The sequence below is a fragment of the Lentzea sp. NPDC059081 genome, assembly GCF_042738015.1.
Lineage (GTDB): Bacteria > Actinomycetota > Actinomycetes > Mycobacteriales > Pseudonocardiaceae > Lentzea.
Window position 1 is genome coordinate 12700 of sequence record NZ_JBHYGW010000034.1, and the last position, 16958, is coordinate 29657.

Annotated in this window: 17 protein-coding genes; 6 read left to right on the forward strand and 11 right to left on the reverse strand. The window is 71.3% G+C overall.

Annotated elements, in window-relative coordinates; translation table 11 throughout:
• Positions 1-38: 38 nt before the first annotated feature.
• A complete protein-coding gene (locus tag ACFWV3_RS40115) occupies positions 39-1244 on the reverse strand; it encodes an FAD-dependent monooxygenase (protein WP_382419174.1) in 1206 nt (401 codons plus the stop codon).
• 56 nt (positions 1245-1300) lie between these two features.
• On the opposite strand from ACFWV3_RS40115, the gene ACFWV3_RS40120 reads away from it, so the two are divergent.
• A complete protein-coding gene (locus ACFWV3_RS40120) occupies positions 1301-1777 on the forward strand; it encodes a MarR family winged helix-turn-helix transcriptional regulator (protein ID WP_382419175.1) in 477 nt (158 codons plus the stop codon).
• Here the strand turns inward: ACFWV3_RS40120 and ACFWV3_RS40125 are convergent.
• Genes ACFWV3_RS40125 through ACFWV3_RS40140 form a run of 4 tightly spaced genes read right to left on the reverse strand, consistent with a single transcriptional unit; the run spans position 1766 to position 9466 of the window.
• Positions 1766-2776: a DUF2399 domain-containing protein gene (locus tag ACFWV3_RS40125; RefSeq protein WP_382419228.1), complete on the reverse strand. Its 1011-nt coding sequence runs from the start codon at positions 2774-2776 to the stop codon at positions 1766-1768. The genes ACFWV3_RS40120 and ACFWV3_RS40125 overlap by 12 nt on opposite strands.
• 2 nt (positions 2777-2778) lie before the next feature.
• Positions 2779-6807 (reverse strand): TIGR02680 family protein, encoded by a 4029-nt coding sequence (locus ACFWV3_RS40130; RefSeq protein WP_382419176.1) that lies wholly within the window; start codon positions 6805-6807, stop codon positions 2779-2781.
• Entirely contained in the window at positions 6804-7997 is a 1194-nt protein-coding gene (locus ACFWV3_RS40135; RefSeq protein WP_382419177.1) for a TIGR02678 family protein, read from the reverse strand. The genes ACFWV3_RS40130 and ACFWV3_RS40135 overlap by 4 nt, the downstream gene beginning before the upstream one ends.
• Positions 7994-9466: a DUF2397 domain-containing protein gene (locus ACFWV3_RS40140; RefSeq protein WP_382419178.1), complete on the reverse strand. Its 1473-nt coding sequence runs from the start codon at positions 9464-9466 to the stop codon at positions 7994-7996. Before ACFWV3_RS40140 ends, ACFWV3_RS40135 begins: the two co-directional genes overlap by 4 nt.
• Positions 9467-9538: 72 nt before the next feature.
• On the opposite strand from ACFWV3_RS40140, the gene ACFWV3_RS40145 reads away from it, so the two are divergent.
• Positions 9539-10471, forward strand: coding sequence for a cobalamin biosynthesis protein (locus tag ACFWV3_RS40145; protein ID WP_382419179.1), 933 nt, complete (start codon positions 9539-9541; stop codon positions 10469-10471).
• On the opposite strand, the gene ACFWV3_RS40150 is transcribed toward ACFWV3_RS40145, so the two are convergent.
• From ACFWV3_RS40150 to ACFWV3_RS40175, 6 genes are read right to left on the reverse strand one after another with little or no spacing between them, the layout of a single operon-like run.
• On the reverse strand, positions 10379-11203 hold the full coding sequence (locus ACFWV3_RS40150) for an SURF1 family protein (protein WP_382419180.1): 825 nt from the start codon (positions 11201-11203) through the stop codon (positions 10379-10381). The genes ACFWV3_RS40145 and ACFWV3_RS40150 overlap by 93 nt on opposite strands.
• A gap of 21 nt (positions 11204-11224) precedes the next feature.
• On the reverse strand, positions 11225-11680 hold the full coding sequence (locus ACFWV3_RS40155; protein ID WP_382419181.1) for a PIN domain-containing protein: 456 nt from the start codon (positions 11678-11680) through the stop codon (positions 11225-11227).
• Positions 11681-12139: a helix-turn-helix domain-containing protein gene (locus ACFWV3_RS40160; RefSeq protein ID WP_382419182.1), complete on the reverse strand. Its 459-nt coding sequence runs from the start codon at positions 12137-12139 to the stop codon at positions 11681-11683.
• A gap of 57 nt (positions 12140-12196) precedes the next feature.
• Complete coding sequence (locus ACFWV3_RS40165; RefSeq protein ID WP_382419183.1) at positions 12197-12739, reverse strand: DUF1349 domain-containing protein; 543 nt, start codon at positions 12737-12739, stop codon at positions 12197-12199.
• Positions 12740-12747: 8 nt separating this feature from the next.
• Entirely contained in the window at positions 12748-13479 is a 732-nt protein-coding gene (locus ACFWV3_RS40170) for a fructosamine kinase family protein (protein WP_382419184.1), read from the reverse strand.
• A complete protein-coding gene (locus ACFWV3_RS40175; protein WP_382419185.1) occupies positions 13458-13910 on the reverse strand; it encodes a low molecular weight protein-tyrosine-phosphatase in 453 nt (150 codons plus the stop codon). The genes ACFWV3_RS40170 and ACFWV3_RS40175 overlap by 22 nt, the downstream gene beginning before the upstream one ends.
• A 166-nt stretch (positions 13911-14076) precedes the next feature.
• Between ACFWV3_RS40175 and ACFWV3_RS40180 the strand changes: the two genes are divergently transcribed.
• The 4 genes from ACFWV3_RS40180 to ACFWV3_RS40195 are packed head-to-tail and all read left to right on the forward strand — an operon-like array spanning position 14077 to position 16799.
• Positions 14077-14202 (forward strand): hypothetical protein, encoded by a 126-nt coding sequence (locus ACFWV3_RS40180; RefSeq protein WP_382419186.1) that lies wholly within the window; start codon positions 14077-14079, stop codon positions 14200-14202.
• Between the two features lie 37 nt (positions 14203-14239).
• Positions 14240-15235 (forward strand): Rv2231c family pyridoxal phosphate-dependent protein CobC, encoded by a 996-nt coding sequence (gene cobC, locus ACFWV3_RS40185; protein ID WP_382419187.1) that lies wholly within the window; start codon positions 14240-14242, stop codon positions 15233-15235.
• Positions 15232-16059 carry a Nif3-like dinuclear metal center hexameric protein gene (locus ACFWV3_RS40190; RefSeq protein WP_382419188.1) on the forward strand — a complete coding sequence of 276 codons (828 nt, stop codon included), beginning with the start codon at positions 15232-15234 and terminating at the stop codon, positions 16057-16059. Before cobC ends, ACFWV3_RS40190 begins: the two co-directional genes overlap by 4 nt.
• The gene (locus ACFWV3_RS40195; RefSeq protein ID WP_382419189.1) at positions 16056-16799 is read left to right on the forward strand and encodes a zinc ribbon domain-containing protein; all 744 of its coding nucleotides are present in this window, start codon (positions 16056-16058) and stop codon (positions 16797-16799) included. Before ACFWV3_RS40190 ends, ACFWV3_RS40195 begins: the two co-directional genes overlap by 4 nt.
• Positions 16800-16958: the final 159 nt, after the last annotated feature.

Genomic DNA, 16958 nt, shown 5'->3' on the forward strand with positions numbered 1-16958 from the left:
TCTTGGCGAGGTCGCCCGCCCGACGCAGGCGAACACGCTCATTCGCCGATGTGAGAGATGTAGCCGTCGGGACGGACCAGCGCCTCCTCCCCGCCGACCACGATGCTGGTGCCCTTGCCGTCGGACAGGTCCAGGCCGGGGACGAACTTGCCCGCCAACGGGTGGGAGCAACCGGTTTCGTAGCGGATGTCGGTGCCCTGGATCATCGCGGAGATCCGAGCCTTCGCCTCCGGCAGGTCGAGCAGGTCGCTGACCAGCGCGTGCAGCTTGCGCGACTGCGGGTCCGGGCGGGTCAGGGCCACCTGGGCCATGGTGTTGCGCAGCACGCGGTCGGCGACCGGGTGGCGTTCGGAGGTGTAGGTGTCGATCAGCGCGGAGTCGCCGGTGGCGAGCTTCCAGCCGAGGTTGAGGGCGTCCTGCAGGCCCAGGTTGAGGCCCTGGCCGCCGAACGGCGAGTGGACGTGGGCGGCGTCGCCCGCGAGCAGGACGTCGCCCCGCCGGTAGGTGTAGGCCTGGCGGGTGTTGTCGGTCCACGTGGTGGCGGTGTGGACGTGGGTGATCCGCACGTCGCGGCCGCTCACCCGGCGCAGGGCGGTTTCGAGCGACTCGCGGGTCACGTCGCGGGTGGCCGGCGGGCCGTCGTACTCGATCAGCATGACGCGACCCTTCAACGGGCCGAAGGCGTGGACGCCCGCCGGGGTGCGGTGCCAGCCGAACGGGAGGTCGCCGTCCAGGTCGACGACGGCCTGGTAGCCGGTCAGGGTGGGGTCCGTGCCGGTGAACTCGAAGCCGCCGAGCGCACGGACGGTGCTGCGGCCGCCGTCGCAGCCGACGACGAAGTCCGCGCCCAGGTCCAGGTCGACGACCTCGACGCCGCGCCGGATCTCGACGCCCAGTTCGGCGGCGCGGGACTCCAGGACGCGTTCGAGCGCTTGCTGGGACAGCATCACGAGAGGCAGACCGTCCAGTTTGAACAGTCCGGCGAAGTGGCCGGTGGAGCCGGTCGGGCGCCAGGAGAGTCCGGCTGACTCCTGTTCGCTCGCGGCGTCGATCGCGGGACCCAGGCCGCGCATGGCGAGCATCTGGTACGTGCGGCCGCTGATCATCTGGGCCTTGATGGTGTCCGGCCGCTCGGTCAGGCGTTCCAGCACCGTGGTGCGGACACCCTGGAGGGCCAGTTCGCACGCCAGCAGGAGGCCGACGGGACCCGCTCCGACGACGGTGACGTCAGGAGAAGCTTTCATGCTCAACATTTGAGCGTGAAAACATGCCGTCGTCAAACCTGTTTTAGGATGGGGTGGTGACGGAGCCGATCTACTCGTGGCTGTACGCGCAGCAGGGCGTGGACGCGGTGAAGGCCGCGCTGGGGCGGCGCATGGAGGCCGAGGCCGGGTGCTCGCTGCTGGAGCACGTGGCGCTCTACCAGCTGCACCACAACGGCGGCCGGTTGCAGATGTCCGAGCTCGTCGAGCTGCTCGACGTCAGCCCGTCCGGCGTGACGCGGCTGGTCGAACGGCTGGTCAAGCGCGGCTGGGTGGTCAGGGAGCAGCCGGCGGACAACCGGCGGCTGGTCATCGCCGTGCTCACGCCGGAGGGCGAACAGGCGTGCGTCGGCACGACGGCGCGGGTGTACCGGGCGTCGCTGGCCGAGGAGTTCACCGACCTGCTCAGCGAACGCGACCTCGCCGACCTGCGACGGATCGGGCGCAAGCTGATGGAGGGCCACGACCGCTGGGACGTGCGGCGGTTCGCGCCCCCGGAGACGTCACAGCAGTGACGGCAGGACGTGCTCCTCGGTGACCACCAGACCGGTGGTGGCCATGGTGTCCGCCAGGTCGGGATCCCAGCTCGCGGGCTCCGGCCGGACGTTCAACGTCGGCAGCTCGACCCCGCGCGCGAGCAGCGTGGCGACGGCCTCGCGGTAGTCGGCCGCGGACATCCGCCACACCGCCCCGCCCGTCCAGGCGAGGACCTCGTTCGTCACGCGGATGCCCTCGGGCGTGAAGTCGTGGTGGCACCGCACGGTCTTGCCGTCGAGGTGGTGCTTCGCTTGCGGCGTCAGGCCGTCCGGGAGCACCATCAACGGACCGGGCACGCCGGACTCGAGCAGGCGCGGGCTGCGGACGACGGTGATCTCGCCGGCTTCGAGGGTGTCGTTCAGCGTCAGGTAACCCTGCGAGGTGAGCACGGGATTGCCGTAGGCGTCGGGCAGCACACCGGAGCGCTCCCAGTCCGTACCGGCCAGGGCCAGTGCCTTCCCGACGATCCGGGTGAGCGGGCGGCCGTCGTCGAGGTCGTTGCCCGCCAACGCGAACCGGGTGGTCCAGCGGCGCGGTTCGGGGCTCAACCGAGCCAGGATCGACGCGGCCTGGTTCGCGATCATCGGCAGCGCGGGCTGCGGGATCTTGCCGTACTTCCGCACGTGCTCGATCCACTCGGCGGCCCACGGAGCGTGCGACAGGCCGTGTTCCCGCAGCGCGAACCTCAGCACGGCGTCCGCGGTCGAGGCCTCCGAAGAGGTCGACAGGCCGATCGGCTTGCCGTGCACCGATTCCAGCACCTCGGGCAACGTGCTGCCGTGCGCCCGGACGTGTTCGTCCAGGCGCGCCAACGAGATCTGCCGGCGCGCGGGATGGGCGATCGGCTTGCGCAGCAGCTCGCCCAGCACGGTGGCCGTGCGTTCGTCCTCGACGCGGAAGCTGAACGCCGACCGGCCGCCGCCCTCCATCGTCTCGCGGGCGAGGCGCCAGAGCTCGGCCAGCTCGGGGGAGTCCATGTTCACGGGTCGATCCGATCCAGCGCCGCGCCGTCCCACGTCGTCTGCGTGCACGCCACACCACGGCCGTTCTTCGGCCGCAGCACGTCGAAGATGTGCATGCGCGGGATCTTGTCGGACACGCCCCAGCCGGACGGCCAGGTGATCACCCAGTCCATGTCGAGGTCGACCAGCAGGCCCAGCATGCGCGCGATCGTCGGGTCGTCGAGGCGTTCGAAGGCCTCGTCGAGCAGCACCAGGCGCAGCGGGTCGAACTCGTCGCTCACCGCGTCGTAGAAGCTCGCCGCGGCCGCGAACAGCGTCACGTACGAGATCAGCCGCGTCTCGCCGGACGACAGCTGGCGCAGCCGCCGTTCGCGAGGACCACCGTCAGGCCCCGTGTCCGCGACGGTCACCGTGAACTGGTGCCACGTGCGGTAGTCGAGCGCCCGCGACAGGATCTCGGCGTAGCCACCGGAGTGCGTGTCGCGCTCGTTCTCGATGCGCTCGGTGAAGACGCGCCGCAGCGTGGCGTCCTGCTCTGGCGTGCGCTCGCCGAACGGCAGGCGCACGAGCGCCAGCGCCTGCCGCGTCTGGTCGTCGAGGGCGCCGGACGACTTCCAGGCCAGCTTCACGTGCACGCCCTGGCTGGACCTGGCCTGGCCGAGCACCTCGTTCATCCGCTTGGTCAGGTCCTCGGCGACGGTGATCTGCCCGCGCAGCCACTCGGCCAGGTCGCGGATCAGGTAGTCGGCGAAGATGCCCTGGTACTGCTCGTCGAGGAACCCGCGCTGCTCGGCGAGCTTCGTGGTGACCTGGCGGGCGGCGACGGCGACGGGCTTCGCGCCCTCCTCGCCGGTCACCGTCACGGTCAGCAGGCCCGCGTGCTGCTCGGCGGCGATGTCGTGGCTGCCGGCCAGCGAGGTCTGCAACGCCTGCAGCTTCGCGATCACGGTCGCCTCGGTGCCGCCACGGCGGTCACCCGCGTCCGCGATCGCCTGTCGCACCAGGGCTTCCTCCGGCGGCTCCGGGAACGCCGCCGCCAGCAGGCCGGGTGCGCGGACGGTCGCCTGGAAGTTCGCCGACGCGCGGGCCAGTGCCTCCTCGGACTCGAAGACGGCGCGCGAGTTGTTCTCCAGCAACGCTTCCAGCTTCGCCGCTTGCTCGCGCGCAGTCGTGATGCTCTCGCGCACGCCCTTGAGGTCCTCGCGCATCTTCCTGCGCGACTTCTCCAGCGACGTGAGCTGCTCGCTGATCTCCTTGGCCTCACCGCCGACGGCGTCGGTCAGCTCCGCCAGCGTGCCCGCCTGGGCCGCGTAGTCGACGCACCGGCTGTCGGCGTCGGCCTCGGCGGTCTGCCGGTCCGCGACGGCCTCGTGGTAGCGGTGCGAGGCGTCGGTGAGGTCGGAGATCGTGCCCTGGCACCGCCTCCTCACCGCGTCCCCGAGCAGGTCGGCCGTCCGCCGGGCCTCCGCCGCGGCCGCCTGGGCCTGCCGGAGCGCCTCGGTGTCCGGCGGCAGACCGGCGTCGCCCGCCTGCCGGGTCAGCTCCGACCGCGCCGCCTCCAGCCGGGAGCCGGCGTCCTCCAACGCCTCGCGCAGCTCGAACGTGCGCTGCTGGGACCGGGCGGCGGACTCCTCGGCGGCCTGGACGCGGCTGTGCTTCGCGATCAGCTCGCCGTCGCCGGGGAACGCCGCGACGTGCGCCTCCCACGTGGCGACGTGCTCGTGGGCGCGGGCCAGTTCGTCCTCGGCGGTGCCGAGCTGCGCGCGCAGGTCGGCGAGCTCCTCTTCCAGCGCCGCGATCCGACGGCCACGCGCCGCTTCCCGTGCGCCGGCACCGATGAACTCGGCCTCCGGCTTGGTCCAACGGCCGGTCAACACGCCCGTGCGCCAGTCGCCGGTGGTGGTCATGTCGTCCAGCGACACGGCCTTGAGCAGGTCGGCGACGAACGCCTCCGGCACCGGCGACCCCTCCACGGCGGGCACCAGGAACTCGGCCAGCGACCGCCCGTCGACGGCCGGTCGCGGCACGGCCAGTACGTCGTTCAGCTCGGCGTGCGCCGGGGTGACCCACGCGTCCAGCAGACCGCTCGCCTGCAACGCGGCTTCCAGCCCCGCCCGTTCGTCGTCGGACAGCGACGGCGCGAAGTCGACCAGCCGGTAGAAGGGCGCGCCGACGGCCGGGTCCCGGTCCGCCGACGTGTACTGGCCGGGCAGCGGCACGCGTTCGTCACCCGACCGCAGCCCGATGAGCTCCTCGTCCAGCGTGTCGAGCCGGGTGCGCAGCTCGGTGCGCTGCTGCGTGAACGCGTGCGCCGCGTCGCGGGCCGCCTGCACGAGCGGGCCGACCCACTCGCGTGCGGTGGTGCTCAACGTCTTCGCGGCGGCCGGGTCCGCGGTGCGCGGCAGCTTCAGCGCGGCGGACGGGCGTTCGTCGAGCAGCGGCCCGCTCGACGTCCACACCTCGACCTGCTCCAGCCAGGCCTGCACGACCTCGGCCAGCTCCTGCATCTCCTGGTTGCGCAACGACGTCGACTCGGTCGCGCCGAGCTGGGCGTCGCGGGCCTTCTGCCGCAACGACTCCACCTCGCGGTGCTGCGCGTCCAGGGCCAGCGCCTGCTCGTGCAGCGACAGCGCGAGCGCACCCCGTTGGCGCGCCAGGGAAGCGATGCCCGAGGTCTGGTCGACGACCGACGCCAGCGAGGCCAGCACGTCCTCGGTCGCGGCGGCCGGCGGCACCCGGCGTTCGATCGGCAGCGGGCCGGCCTCGGGGTCCGGCTTGGCGCGCACCGAGTCCGTGGTCACGGAGGCCTCGGCCGCCGGGACCTGCGGCACCTCCGGCGCCAGGTCGGCGTCCATGCCCGCCAGGCGCAGGTGCTCCCGCAACGGGTCGCTCAGCGCGTCGGCGGCCTGGAGGTCCTCGGCGAGACGCCGCAGCAGCCGCAGCACGTTGTCGACGGACGCGTCCTCCTGCGCGCGCTGGCGGTGGGCGGTCTCCAGCGCGGCGACGGCCGAGGAACGCTTCTCCGCCACCAGGTTCTCGCGCGTCTTGAGGTCCTGGAGATCGCGGAACGCTGGCAGCTCCTTCAACGCCGCGATGGTCTCCTCCGCCTGCTGCTCGCCGGTCTCCATGTCGGTCAAGGCCTGCTCGGACGCCGTGCGCTCCATGCGCGTGAGGTCGAGGTCCTGCGTGAGCTTCGCCTGCTCGCGCCGCAACTTCGCCACCGACTTCTCGGCGGACTCCAGCCGTTCGGACGCGCCGCGCAGCCCGCCGAACGCGTAGTCGCGGTAGGTCTTGAGGAACGTCGTGAGCGCACTGTCCGCAGAGGACAGTCGCACGATGTTCTCCCGGATCGACTCCAGGTCGTCGAACGACGTCGCGAGCTGCTCCACCATCGCCTGGTCGAGCGGCGGCAGGGCGTCGGACAGGATCTGTTCGAGCTGACCCTCCAGCACCTTCAGGCCGACGTCCGGGTTGCGCAGCGTCCGCTGGAGGTGCAGCAGGTCGCCGTACCGCGCCGCCGGCACGCCGTAGACGGTCTCGGCGATCTTCGCGCGGAACGCCGGTTCCTCGAACATGCAGTCCGCGCCGATGAGGTCGCGCAGCTGCGCCGGGCCGTGCGGGACGCGTTCCGGGCCCGCGAGCTGCAGTTCCGTGCCGACGCGCATGGGCGTGACGAACCGCCACGAGTCCGTGATCGCCTGCGAGGTCTTCGACGCCTTCACGCCGAGACCGCAGGTCAGGTACTCGTTGCCCGAGTGGTCGGCGGCCTCGCGGATCAGCTCGACCCACGTGTAGCCGATGCGGTTCGGGCCGCCGTCGTAGTCGTCGAGCATGAGGCGCCGCAGGCTGACCGTGTCGAAGCCCTTGGAGCCGACCTGGCGCAGGTCGCCGTCGAGGCACAGCGGGAGCAGCAGCTCCAGCGTGCGGGACTTGCCGGACCCGTTGGTGCCCTGGAAGATCGCGCGGCCACCGGAGAAGTCGAACGTCTGCTCGGTGTACTGCCAGATGTTGACCACGCCGCCGCGGTGCAGCCGCCACCTGCTCATGACACGTTCTCCTCGTCGAACAGGGACCAGCTCGGTACTTCTCGCACCACAACGGGTTCGGACGGTTGTTCTCGTTCGGGGTCGCCGTCGGGCGAGGGCAGCCAGCGGTGCGCGGCCGCGCTGATGGACCAGCCCTCGTCGCACGGCACGGCGAGTCCCATGCGCCGCAACAGTTCCGCCACCTCGGCGACCAGCCGGTCGAGGTCGTCGGTGAACTGCTTCGACCACGCGGCCGGGTAGTCCTCGACCAGCCGCGCGCAGACCTCGCGGAGGCGTTCGGCCGTGACGACGTGCCGTGCGGGTGCGTCCTCGTCCTCGCTGTCGACCAGGTCCGGCAGGGCCAGCAACGCGATGCGCGCGACCGTGGAGACGCCGGGGAACGACAGGTCGGTCAGGAAGTCCTCGGGGTCGGCGGCCAGCACGCCCTCGACGCGGCACTCGGTGTAGAGGCCGAACGCCTGCTCCAGCAGTGCCGTCTCCTTGCGCTGGTTGCGCCGCAGCCAGTCCGCCTGGTCGTCCGGCAGGTCCGCGTAGAGCACCAGCGGGGTCTCGACGAGCTTGCGCCGCACGGCGTGCTCGACGCCGCGCGGACCGGGCCGTGCCGCCAGCTCGACCAGGTGGGCGGGGCTCTGCGCCTCGCCGACGGGACCGGTGACGAGCTGGCCCAGCAGGTCGGTGTCGATCGTGATCAGCGCTTCCTGCGGGAGCAGGTCCTGCGCGACCGAGCCCTCGGTCTCGTGCAGCACGCCGAGGGAGACGAGATGGCGCAGCGCCGCGGTGAGCGCACGGCGTTCGGCGACGTCATCCGGTGCGTCGATGCCCGCCTCGACAGCGGCGGACCGGATGTCCGCGACCAGGCGCGACAGCAGCGTCTGGCGGCCGATGCCGGTGAGCACCGCGAGCGTGAGCGCCAGGTAGGCGTACCCGCGCGGCGACATGCTCAGCACGCCGCGGGTGTTGTCGTGGCCGGGACCGGACTTGTAGAGGCGCGCGAACCGGCGTTCGACGACGAGCCGGTAGCCGAGCAGGCCCGCGAACAGGTCCTGCAACGTCGCGCGGTGCCGGTAGACGAGGCTCAGCAGCTCGCCGTCCGGTCCGTCGGCGCGCAGCATCGGCCTGCGCAGCAACGTGCGCGCGCACCGCACGACGTTCGCGGCGTCGATCTCGGAGAGGTTGTCCAGCTGGTTCATCGCTTCAGGGCCACCGTCGCGTCGTGCAGGGTGAGCGTCCCGGCCGCCGACCTGATCCTGGTCGTGGTGCCGCGGGCGATCTCGAGTTCCAGGCCGCGCACGGGGTCGCTGGCGGAGCCGCTGTCGTTCGGGGAGTCGCGCTGGGCCATCGCGAGCGTCAGCAGCTCGCAGAAGACCTCCAGCGCGCCGTGCGTCAGCGTGGTGTTCTCCAGGTTCCCGGCGGCCTTGGTCAGCTCCGCGACGTGCCGGGCGCGGATCTCGTCGGCCTCCCGCGCTTCCGCGAGCAGCGACTGCTCGGTCATCGGGTCGTCGAGGATCCGGGACGGCCTGCCGCGCGCTCCTCGGTCGCCGCGCGTGCGCACGGACACCGTGACGTCGCAGACCGGGCCGTCGCGCCACGGCGTCCGTTCGTTGTCGGAGTCGTGTTCCGGCGCGGGGGAGAGGTGGCGGGCCGAGTAGAGGCCGAACGCCGACGCGTAGATCTCGTGCGCCTCCTCCCTGGTCGAGCCGTCGAACCAGGCCGCGAGCTTCAGCAGCTCGGCGCGGCGGCCGGGGAGCAGGCCACCGCCGGAGGTCGCGCGCTTGACGCTCGCGAGCAGGCTGCCGATGGCGCGGGCGGTGGCTTCGCGCAGCGCCGTGACCTGGCTCGGGCGGCCGGGGCGGTCGACGAACCAGTCCGTCAGCTCCTGCCAGTCCTCCGGCGTGCGGCCGCGGGCGCGTTCGACGTTCTGACCGAGGTCGGTGCCGAGGAGCCGGACCAGCTCGCCGCGGGCCTTCGTGAGCCCGGCCAGCGCCGTCGCGATCGGGGGCGTGAACTTCAGGACGTCCTCGACGACCCGCTGGATGTACTCGACCAGCAGGTTCCGGAAGCCCGCGATCTCCTCGGGCGCGAGGTGGTTCCGCGTGACGACCTGGCCGAGGTAGGCGTAGAAGTCGCGGACCGTCGCGGCCAGTTCGGCGTGCTGCAGGAACAACGTCGTGACGCGTTCGGCCAGCAGTTCCTTGGTCTTGTCGCCTTCGTTGAGCAGCGCGACGGACAGGGATCCGCCCAGCTCGTTGAGGCCGCGTTCGATGGCGGGGAGCAGCTCGCGGGAGACCTCGCGGGCGCCTTCCGGGACCCGCAGCAGCTCGTCGACGTCGCGCTGCACGCGGACCGCGAGCTTGGAGACCTGGTAGCGGACGCTGCCGTGCTGGAACTCGGCGATGCTGGCGGCGACGACCTCGCGCCGGCCCTGGACCAGGTTGCCCCACTCGACCAGCTGCTTGAGGCGGTTGATGACGTTCTCGATGCGGCTTTCGCCCTGCTCGACGCGGCCCTCGCGCTCCTGCCCGGCCAGCGCTCCGGCGACCTCTCCCGCACTCAGGTCGGCGAGCAACGTGGAGGTGAACAGCCGCATGATCGCCAGGTACGTGCGCTGGTGATCGCGCGCGTCCAGATAGGCGTACAACTTCAGCCGCTTGTGCTCCACGACCGGCCACCCTAATGCGCGCGAGGAGGCGATGCGGCGCTACCGTGCCTTCGACGAGCTGGGGAGGGTGCCGTGGGCGCGGGGCGCGCGTTGGGGTTGTTGCTGGGCGTGGCCGCGGACGCGGTGTTCGGTGATCCACGCCGATTTCACCCGGTAGCGGCATTCGGCAAGTCCGCCGCGGCCCTGGAGAAGCGCCTCTACGCCGACTCGCAGGCCGCCGGGGTCGTGTATTCGGCCGTGCTGGTGGGCGGGACCGTGGCCGCCGGCGTCGCCGTGGAGCGGTTCGCTCGTCGTGGCTTCGTGGCGCAGACGCTGACCACCGCTCTGGCGACCTGGACCGTGCTGGGCGGCAACTCGCTGGCGACCGAGGGCACGTCGATGGGTCGTGAGCTGGCCGACGGCGACATCGAGGCCGCGCGTGACCGCCTGCCTTCGCTGTGCGGCCGGGACGCCTCCCGCCTGGACACGCTCGGACTGGCCCGCGCGACCGTGGAGTCCGTGGCCGAGAACACGTCGGACGCCGTGGTGGCGCCGTTGTTCTGGGGTGCGGTCTTCGGCGTGCCCGGGCTGCTGGGCTACCGCGCCGCGAACACGCTGGACGCGATGGTCGGCCACAAGTCGCCGCGCTACCTGCGGTTCGGCTGGGCGTCCGCGCGCCTCGACGATCTGCTGAACCTGCTGCCGTCGCGGCTGGCGGCCCTGCTGACCGTCGGCGGTGCTCCGGTCGTGGGCGGGTCGGCGTCGCAGGCCCTGGAGACGTGGCGCCGGGACGCCTCAGCGCACCCGTCGCCGAACGCGGGCCAGGTCGAGGCGGCGTTCGCGGGGGCGTTGGAGATCCGCCTGGGCGGCCGCACCGTCTACTCGCACGGCGTCGAGGAGCGCCCGGTGATGGGCCACGGCCGCAACCCGGACTCAGGTCACGTGACGCGTGCCGTGGAGCTGTCCCGCGTCGTCGGCTTCGGCGCGGGGTTCGTCAGTGCCGTCGTCGCCCTCTTCCGCAAGTAGCTCGGCGATCGACTTCTTCCTGCGCTTCTTCGTGTCCTCGTGCAGCACGCCACCCGGCCGTGCCTCGCGGATCGTGAAGTACAGCCAGCCGCCGACCGCCATGACGCCGAACGCGATCCACTGCAGCGCGTAGGAGAAGAACGGCCCGGACTCGATCCGAGGCAGCGGCAATGTGTCGAGGGCGCCCGGCTGGTTCTCGATCAGCTGGTAGTAGCCGGGCTCGATGCCCTGGCCGACCGCGTCGTTGTTGATCGAGTAGATCTGCTTGCGGCCGTCCTGCTCGAACGCGGGTGTGGCGTTGGACTCGTTCGGCCTGGCCAGCCCGATGAGCGTGACCTCGCCGGTGGGCGGCTGCTGGAAGTTCGGCGGCTTGATGCCGTTGACCGGCCGGACGTACCCGCGGTCGACGAGCACCCGGTGCCCGGTGGTGGTCTCGAACGGCGTGATGACCTCGAACGCGGCCTCGCCCTGGACCGTGCGGAGCCTGGCCAGCGCCTCCAGTTCGGGCACGTACCGGCCCTTGATCTCGACCTTCTGCCACTCGTCGTGCTGGGCGCCGAACCGCACCGGGTCGCTCTTCAGCGACTTGGTGATGGCGGAGTTCTGGGCCTGGCGCTCGTCGTTGCGGCCGAACTGCCACGGGGACAGGAAGTAGATGCAGGCACCCGCGAACACCCAGACGGCCAGGGTCAGCGCCAGCCAGCCCGGCTTGAGGAGGAACTTGAACCGCACGTCCTCACGGTAGATGACCCTTCAGAGTGCGCGGAGTGCGGCCACTGACTGGACCAGCCCACATCGTTCGAGAGACGCGAGGACGTCCCCGATCGTGCCGGGAGGATTGCGCCAGGTGTTCGCGATCTGCTGGACGCAGCTCCACACGACCTTGGCGTCCAACCCGATCTGGTCGCTGATGAAGTCGTCCGCGTCCTTGGGGTCGATGTCCCACTGCCGCAACGCTTCCGCCGGGAAGTCCTTGAGGTTGTCGGTCGCGAGGCAGTCCCGGACAGAGGTGAGCATCAGCGACCGGGTCCGTTCGAGCTGTCCGGCGGAGAGCTCCGGACGGTTCTTCCGGATGTTGCGGAACACCTCGTCGAGGATCTGTTCAGTCCACTTGGCCTGGACGAGACCTGCTCCTGCGATGCGGATCAGCAGGTCCCGCAGTGTGCTCGGGTAGAGAACATTGGCGTCGTAGAGGACGACGAAACTCACTCAGGTCAGGCCCATCTCTTGCGTGAGCGCAGACAGCTCATCGGTGGCGCGGCGCCGGCGTTCGTCGTCGGTGCGCATGTACTCCACCAGCGAGGCTGCCTTGATGCGGCGGTGCTTGCCCACCTTGCGGTACTCGATCTCGCCCGCCTCGAGCAGACCGATCAGGTAGGGACGTGACACGTTCAACAGATCGGCGGCCTGCTGTGTGGTCAGCTCGGCGTCCGCGGGTACGACGGACACACCGTGACCGGCTGCCATGTAGGCGAGGATCTGGGCGAAGAGTTCGACGGCGGCGCGCGGGAGCACCAGCACGTCGTCGTTCTCCTCGACTCTGACGCGAACATCGCCCTCGTCGTCGTGGTGACCGTGCAAGTAGGCCTTGACCCTGGTCAGCGCGGCGTTCGCCCTGACAACGTCGTCATCGTCAGGTTGGACCGCTCTCAGTGCTGCGGAACTCATCTTCCCCTCCTTCCCATAATCGAAGTATCCGCAGTATTCGAAACAAACGCAACGCCGCTAACGGGTGAGCTGGACCTCGTGGAACTGGGTCGCGAACCCCTCGCCGTCCGGACTCGCGGCCATGATCCCCACCTTGGTCTCCAACTGAGGCGGGAAGTACGCCTTGCGCAGCAGGTTCGTCGGTTCCGCACCGTCGACCCCGTACTTCACCCACACCGCGTCACCCTTGCGTTCGGCGCTGACGGTGAACCGGTCGAACTCGCCGACGAGCGCCAGGTTCCAGTCCGAGAAACCGCGCGTGACAACCGTGCTGGCCTGCAGTTTCCCGTCGTAGACCTCCACCCCGGCCTTGATCCACGTCTCGCCGTCGAGCAGGAGCCCGACACCCGCGTGGTCGTACTGCGCCGCGAACTCGCCGCTGAACGTGGCCGTGATGGTGAAGTCGCCGGCCAGCGTCGTGCCGTAGAGGTGACCGTTCTCGCGGACCAGGCCGTTGCCGGTCAGGCGCCAGAAGTCGCTCCCGGCGTCGGCGTGCACGGTCAGCGGGTCGGCAGACCACTGCTTGGGTTCGTTGAGCCACGTCCAGCCTGTGAGGTCCATGACCTCCATCATCCCCGCAGTGCCGCGCGGGCCGCGGCGAGCGCTTGCGCCCGGTAGCCGCCGCCGAACAGCACGGCGTGCACGAGCAGCGGGAACAGCTGGTGCAACGGCACCCGTCGCTCCCAGCCGTCGGCGAGCGGCGCGACCTCCTGGTAGGCGCCGAGCACGTGGTCGAGGAACGGGCAGCCGAACAGCCGGAGCATCGCCAGGTCGCTCTCCCGGTGCCCGCCGTGCGCGGCCGGGTCGATCAGCCACACCTGGCCGTCGGCGCCCCACAGCACGTTGCCGCTCCACAGGTCGCCGTGCAGCCGCGCGGGAGGTTCCGGCGGCCCGGCCAGTTCGTCGATGCGCGCGCAGACCTCGTCGACGTCGATGCCTGCCTGCAGCGCGTACGGCCGGATGCGGTGTGACGCGAACCACTCGGGCCACGCGGGCGCGGGCTCGTTGACCATCGAGGCCATGCCGATGGTCGCCTCGCGCGGACCGCCGGGCGGGGGTGCCCCGAACGCGTCGGCGCCGGCGAGGTGCAACGCCGCCAGCCGGCGCCCGAAGGTCACGGCCGCCTGAAGATTCGGCGGGCCGGTCTTGATCTCGTCGATGACGAGCGTGCCCTGGGAGGCCTCGTGCACGCGGGGGACCGGTGGGCCGCCCTCGACGCTGAGCCACCGCAGGCCCGCCGCCTCGGCAGCGGTGGCCCGCGGTGACTGGACCTTCGTCCTCAGAGCCGCTCGCGGACCCACGCGACCAGCCCCGGCATCGCCGCTTCGACCATGGTCAGGACCTCGGTGAACCCGGCGTCGTCGCCGTAGTAGGGGTCCGGCACGTCGTTGTCGTCCGCGTCGGGGTCGAACGAACGGAGCAGCCGCACACGATCGGGATCGACCATCCGGCGCAGTGCCCTGGCGTGCCCGGAGTCGAGCGCGACCAGCAGGTCGGCGTCCAGGTGCTCCGCTCCGACCTGCGCGGCCACGTGGTCGGTCGGGTATCCGTTGTCCGCCAACGTCTTCAAAGCACGCGGATCGGCGGGATCGCCGACGTGCCAGCCGCCGGTGCCGGCACTGGACACCTGGACCTGGGAGGACAATCCTTCCCTGGACAGCCACTCGCGGAAGACGAGCGCTGCCACTGGGGACCGGCAGATGTTGCCGGAGCAGACGAACGAGACGTGCATGACAGCGCAGCCTATGGGGTGCCGCCGCACGGTAACGCTCAACCGCTGTCGCAAGATGTACGGACAAACGACATGGAGGCCGCCCATGCAGACAGGTACCGACGTGCCCCCGCAACGGGAGATCATCGGATGTACCGACGCCCTCGGGCGCCGACGTGCGTTCGAGGTGTACCTCAACGAGAAGGGTCGCGTCTGCTTCCGCACCCCGCCCGGTGAGTCCGCGCAGCTCGACACGTTCCAGCTGGACGAGCTGATCAGCCACCTGACCGAGCTCCGCCGCTACATGCAGTGACGTGGGGCGCTGAGCTGGTCGCCTAGTATCTCGGGCGATGACCAGCCCAGACCTGCGCCACCACGGTGACGTCGACGCCGCACCAGGCCTCGCCGACTTCGCCGTCAACGTGCGGGTGCCGCACCCGCCCGGTTGGCTGCGCGACCGGCTGGCCGCGGCGCTCGGCGAACTGGGGAGTTACCCCTCGAGGCAGGCTGAGGAGCGCGCCCGTGCGGCCGTCGCACGCCGGCACGGGCGTTCGCCTGACGAGGTCCTGCTGCTCAACGGCGCCGCGGAGGGCTTCGCGCTGCTGCCGAAGCTCGCGCCGCGCCGTGCCGCGATCGTGCACCCCGGCTTCACCGAGCCCGAGGTCGCGTTCCGCGATGCCGGGATCCCGGTCGACCACGTGCTGCTCTCCGGCGGCTTCACGCTGTCCCCGACCGCTGTGGACGCCGACCTGACCGTCATCGGCAACCCGACGAACCCCACGTCGGTGCTGCACCCGGCGTCCGCCCTGAAGTCCCTGCCCGGCCGGCTGGTCGTGGACGAGGCGTTCATGGACGCCGTGCCCGGTGAGCCGGAGTCGCTGGCGGGCGACCCGGACGTGCTCGTGCTGCGCAGCCTCACCAAGACCTGGGGGCTCGCGGGGCTGCGGGCGGGCTACCTCCTCGGCGACCCGGAGACGCTGGCACGGCTGGCGCACGGCCGTCCGCACTGGCCCGTCGGCAGCCTGACACTGGAGGCGATCACCGCGTGCTGCGAGCCGGAGGCGCTGGCGGCCTCGGCGCGGTTCGCACTGGAGGCCGCGGAGCACGCCGCGTACGCCGTCGCCCAGCTCGGAGACCTCGTCGTCGTGCCGCCGAAAGCACCCTTCCTGCTGCTGAGGGTTCCGCGCGGCACGCGGGAAGCGTTGCGGGACAAGGGAATCGCGGTGAGGCGCTGCGACACGTTCCCCGGTCTCGACGACACGTACGTGCGCGTGGCGATCCGCCCGCCGGAGGAGTTCGCGGTGTTCGCCGACGCGCTGCGGGTAGTGATGGAGGAACTGGCGTGAAGCTCGCCGACGTGATCGCGGTCCTGGAGTCCGCGTATCCGCCGAAGACCGCCGAGCAGTGGGACGCGGTCGGCCTCGTGTGCGGCGACCCGCACGACGAGGTGACGCGCGTGCTCGTCTGCGTCGACCCGACGTCGTCCATTGTGGACGAGGCGGTCGAGTCCGGCGCGCAGCTCGTGCTGGCCCACCACCCGTTGTTGCTGCGCGGTGTCAACGGTGTTCCGGCCAACGACCCCAAAGGTGCGTTGGTGCACAAGCTGATCCGCAACAGCTCGGCGCTCTACTGCGCCCACACCAACGCCGACAGCGCTCTGCCGGGCGTGTCCGACGCGCTCGCGTCCGCGCTGGGCCTGACGATCACCGGTCCGCTGGAACCCGCGGAACCCGGCGGCGACACCGGTCTGGGCCGCATCGGCGAACTGCCGGAGGCCGAGCCGCTGAGGGTCTTCGCCCAGCGCGTCGCCGACGCACTGCCCGTCACCGTGCAGGGCGTCCGGGTGGCAGGCGACCCCGACCGCCCGATCAAGCGCGTGGCGGTGTGCGGCGGAGCGGGCGACAGCTTCCTCGGCGCGGTCACCCGGGCCGGCGTCGACGCCTACGTCACGGCCGACCTCCGCCACCACCCCGCGTCCGAGCACCTCGAGTCCGGCGGCCCGGCGTTGGTCGACGTCGCGCACTGGGCCAGCGAGTGGCCGTGGTGCGAGCAGGCGGCGGAAATCCTGCGCACCGCGTTCGGCGGTAGGGTCGACGTACTCGTCTCCACTCGCCGGACCGACCCGTGGACCGTAGGCGCGACGAGCTCAGCAGCAGGAGGACATGCGTGAAAGCCGACCCCGCAGTGCAGCGCAGGCTGCTCGACCTGGCCGAGGTCGACGCCGAACTGGCGCGTGTCACCCACCGCCGCCGCACGCTGCCCGAGATCGCGGAGATCGCCAACGCCGAGCAGCAGGTGCGCACCAAGCAGGACGCCCTCGTGGCCGTCGAGACGACGCTCGGCGACCTCGACCGCGACCTCAAGCGCCAGGAGACCGAGATCGACCAGGTCAGGGCCCGCGCTGACCGCGACCGCAAGCTGATGCAGTCCGGCTCGGTCGGCGCCAAGCAGCTCACCGACCTCGAGCACGAGCTGGCCACCATCCAGCGCCGCCAGGGCGTCCTCGAGGACGACCTGCTGGAGCTGATGGAACGCCGCGAGGCCGTGGAGGCCGACACCTCTTTCGCCCGCGTGGAGCTCGACAAGGCCCGCCAGTCCCTGGAAGACGCCGCCGGCCGCCGCGACGCCGCGCTGGCCGACCTGGAGGCGGTGGAGACCCGTCGCACCAGCGACCGTGCGGTGATGGCCAAGGGCTTCCCGGACGACCTGCTGAAGCTCTACGACCGCCAGCGCGAGCAGCGGGGCATCGGCGCCGCGGTGTTCCAGTCGCGCCGGTGCGGTGCGTGCCGGATCGAGCTGGACCGCAGCGCTCTCGCCAAGGTGAAGGAAGCGGCAGCCGACGAGGTCGTGCGGTGCGAGGAGTGCGGCGCGATCCTGGTCCGGGTGGCCGAGCCCTCCGCGGGAGCCTGAGCCGCGCCTGTCCTGCCCCTGGCGGGATTACCTGCAGTCCGGAATGGTGCGAAGGCGTCGCACATGCGCCGAGGCGGGGGGGGGGGGGGGAGGGGGGAGGGGGGGGGGAGGGAGGGAGGAAGAGAGAGAAGAGAGAGGAGCTACACACACACGAAAAGA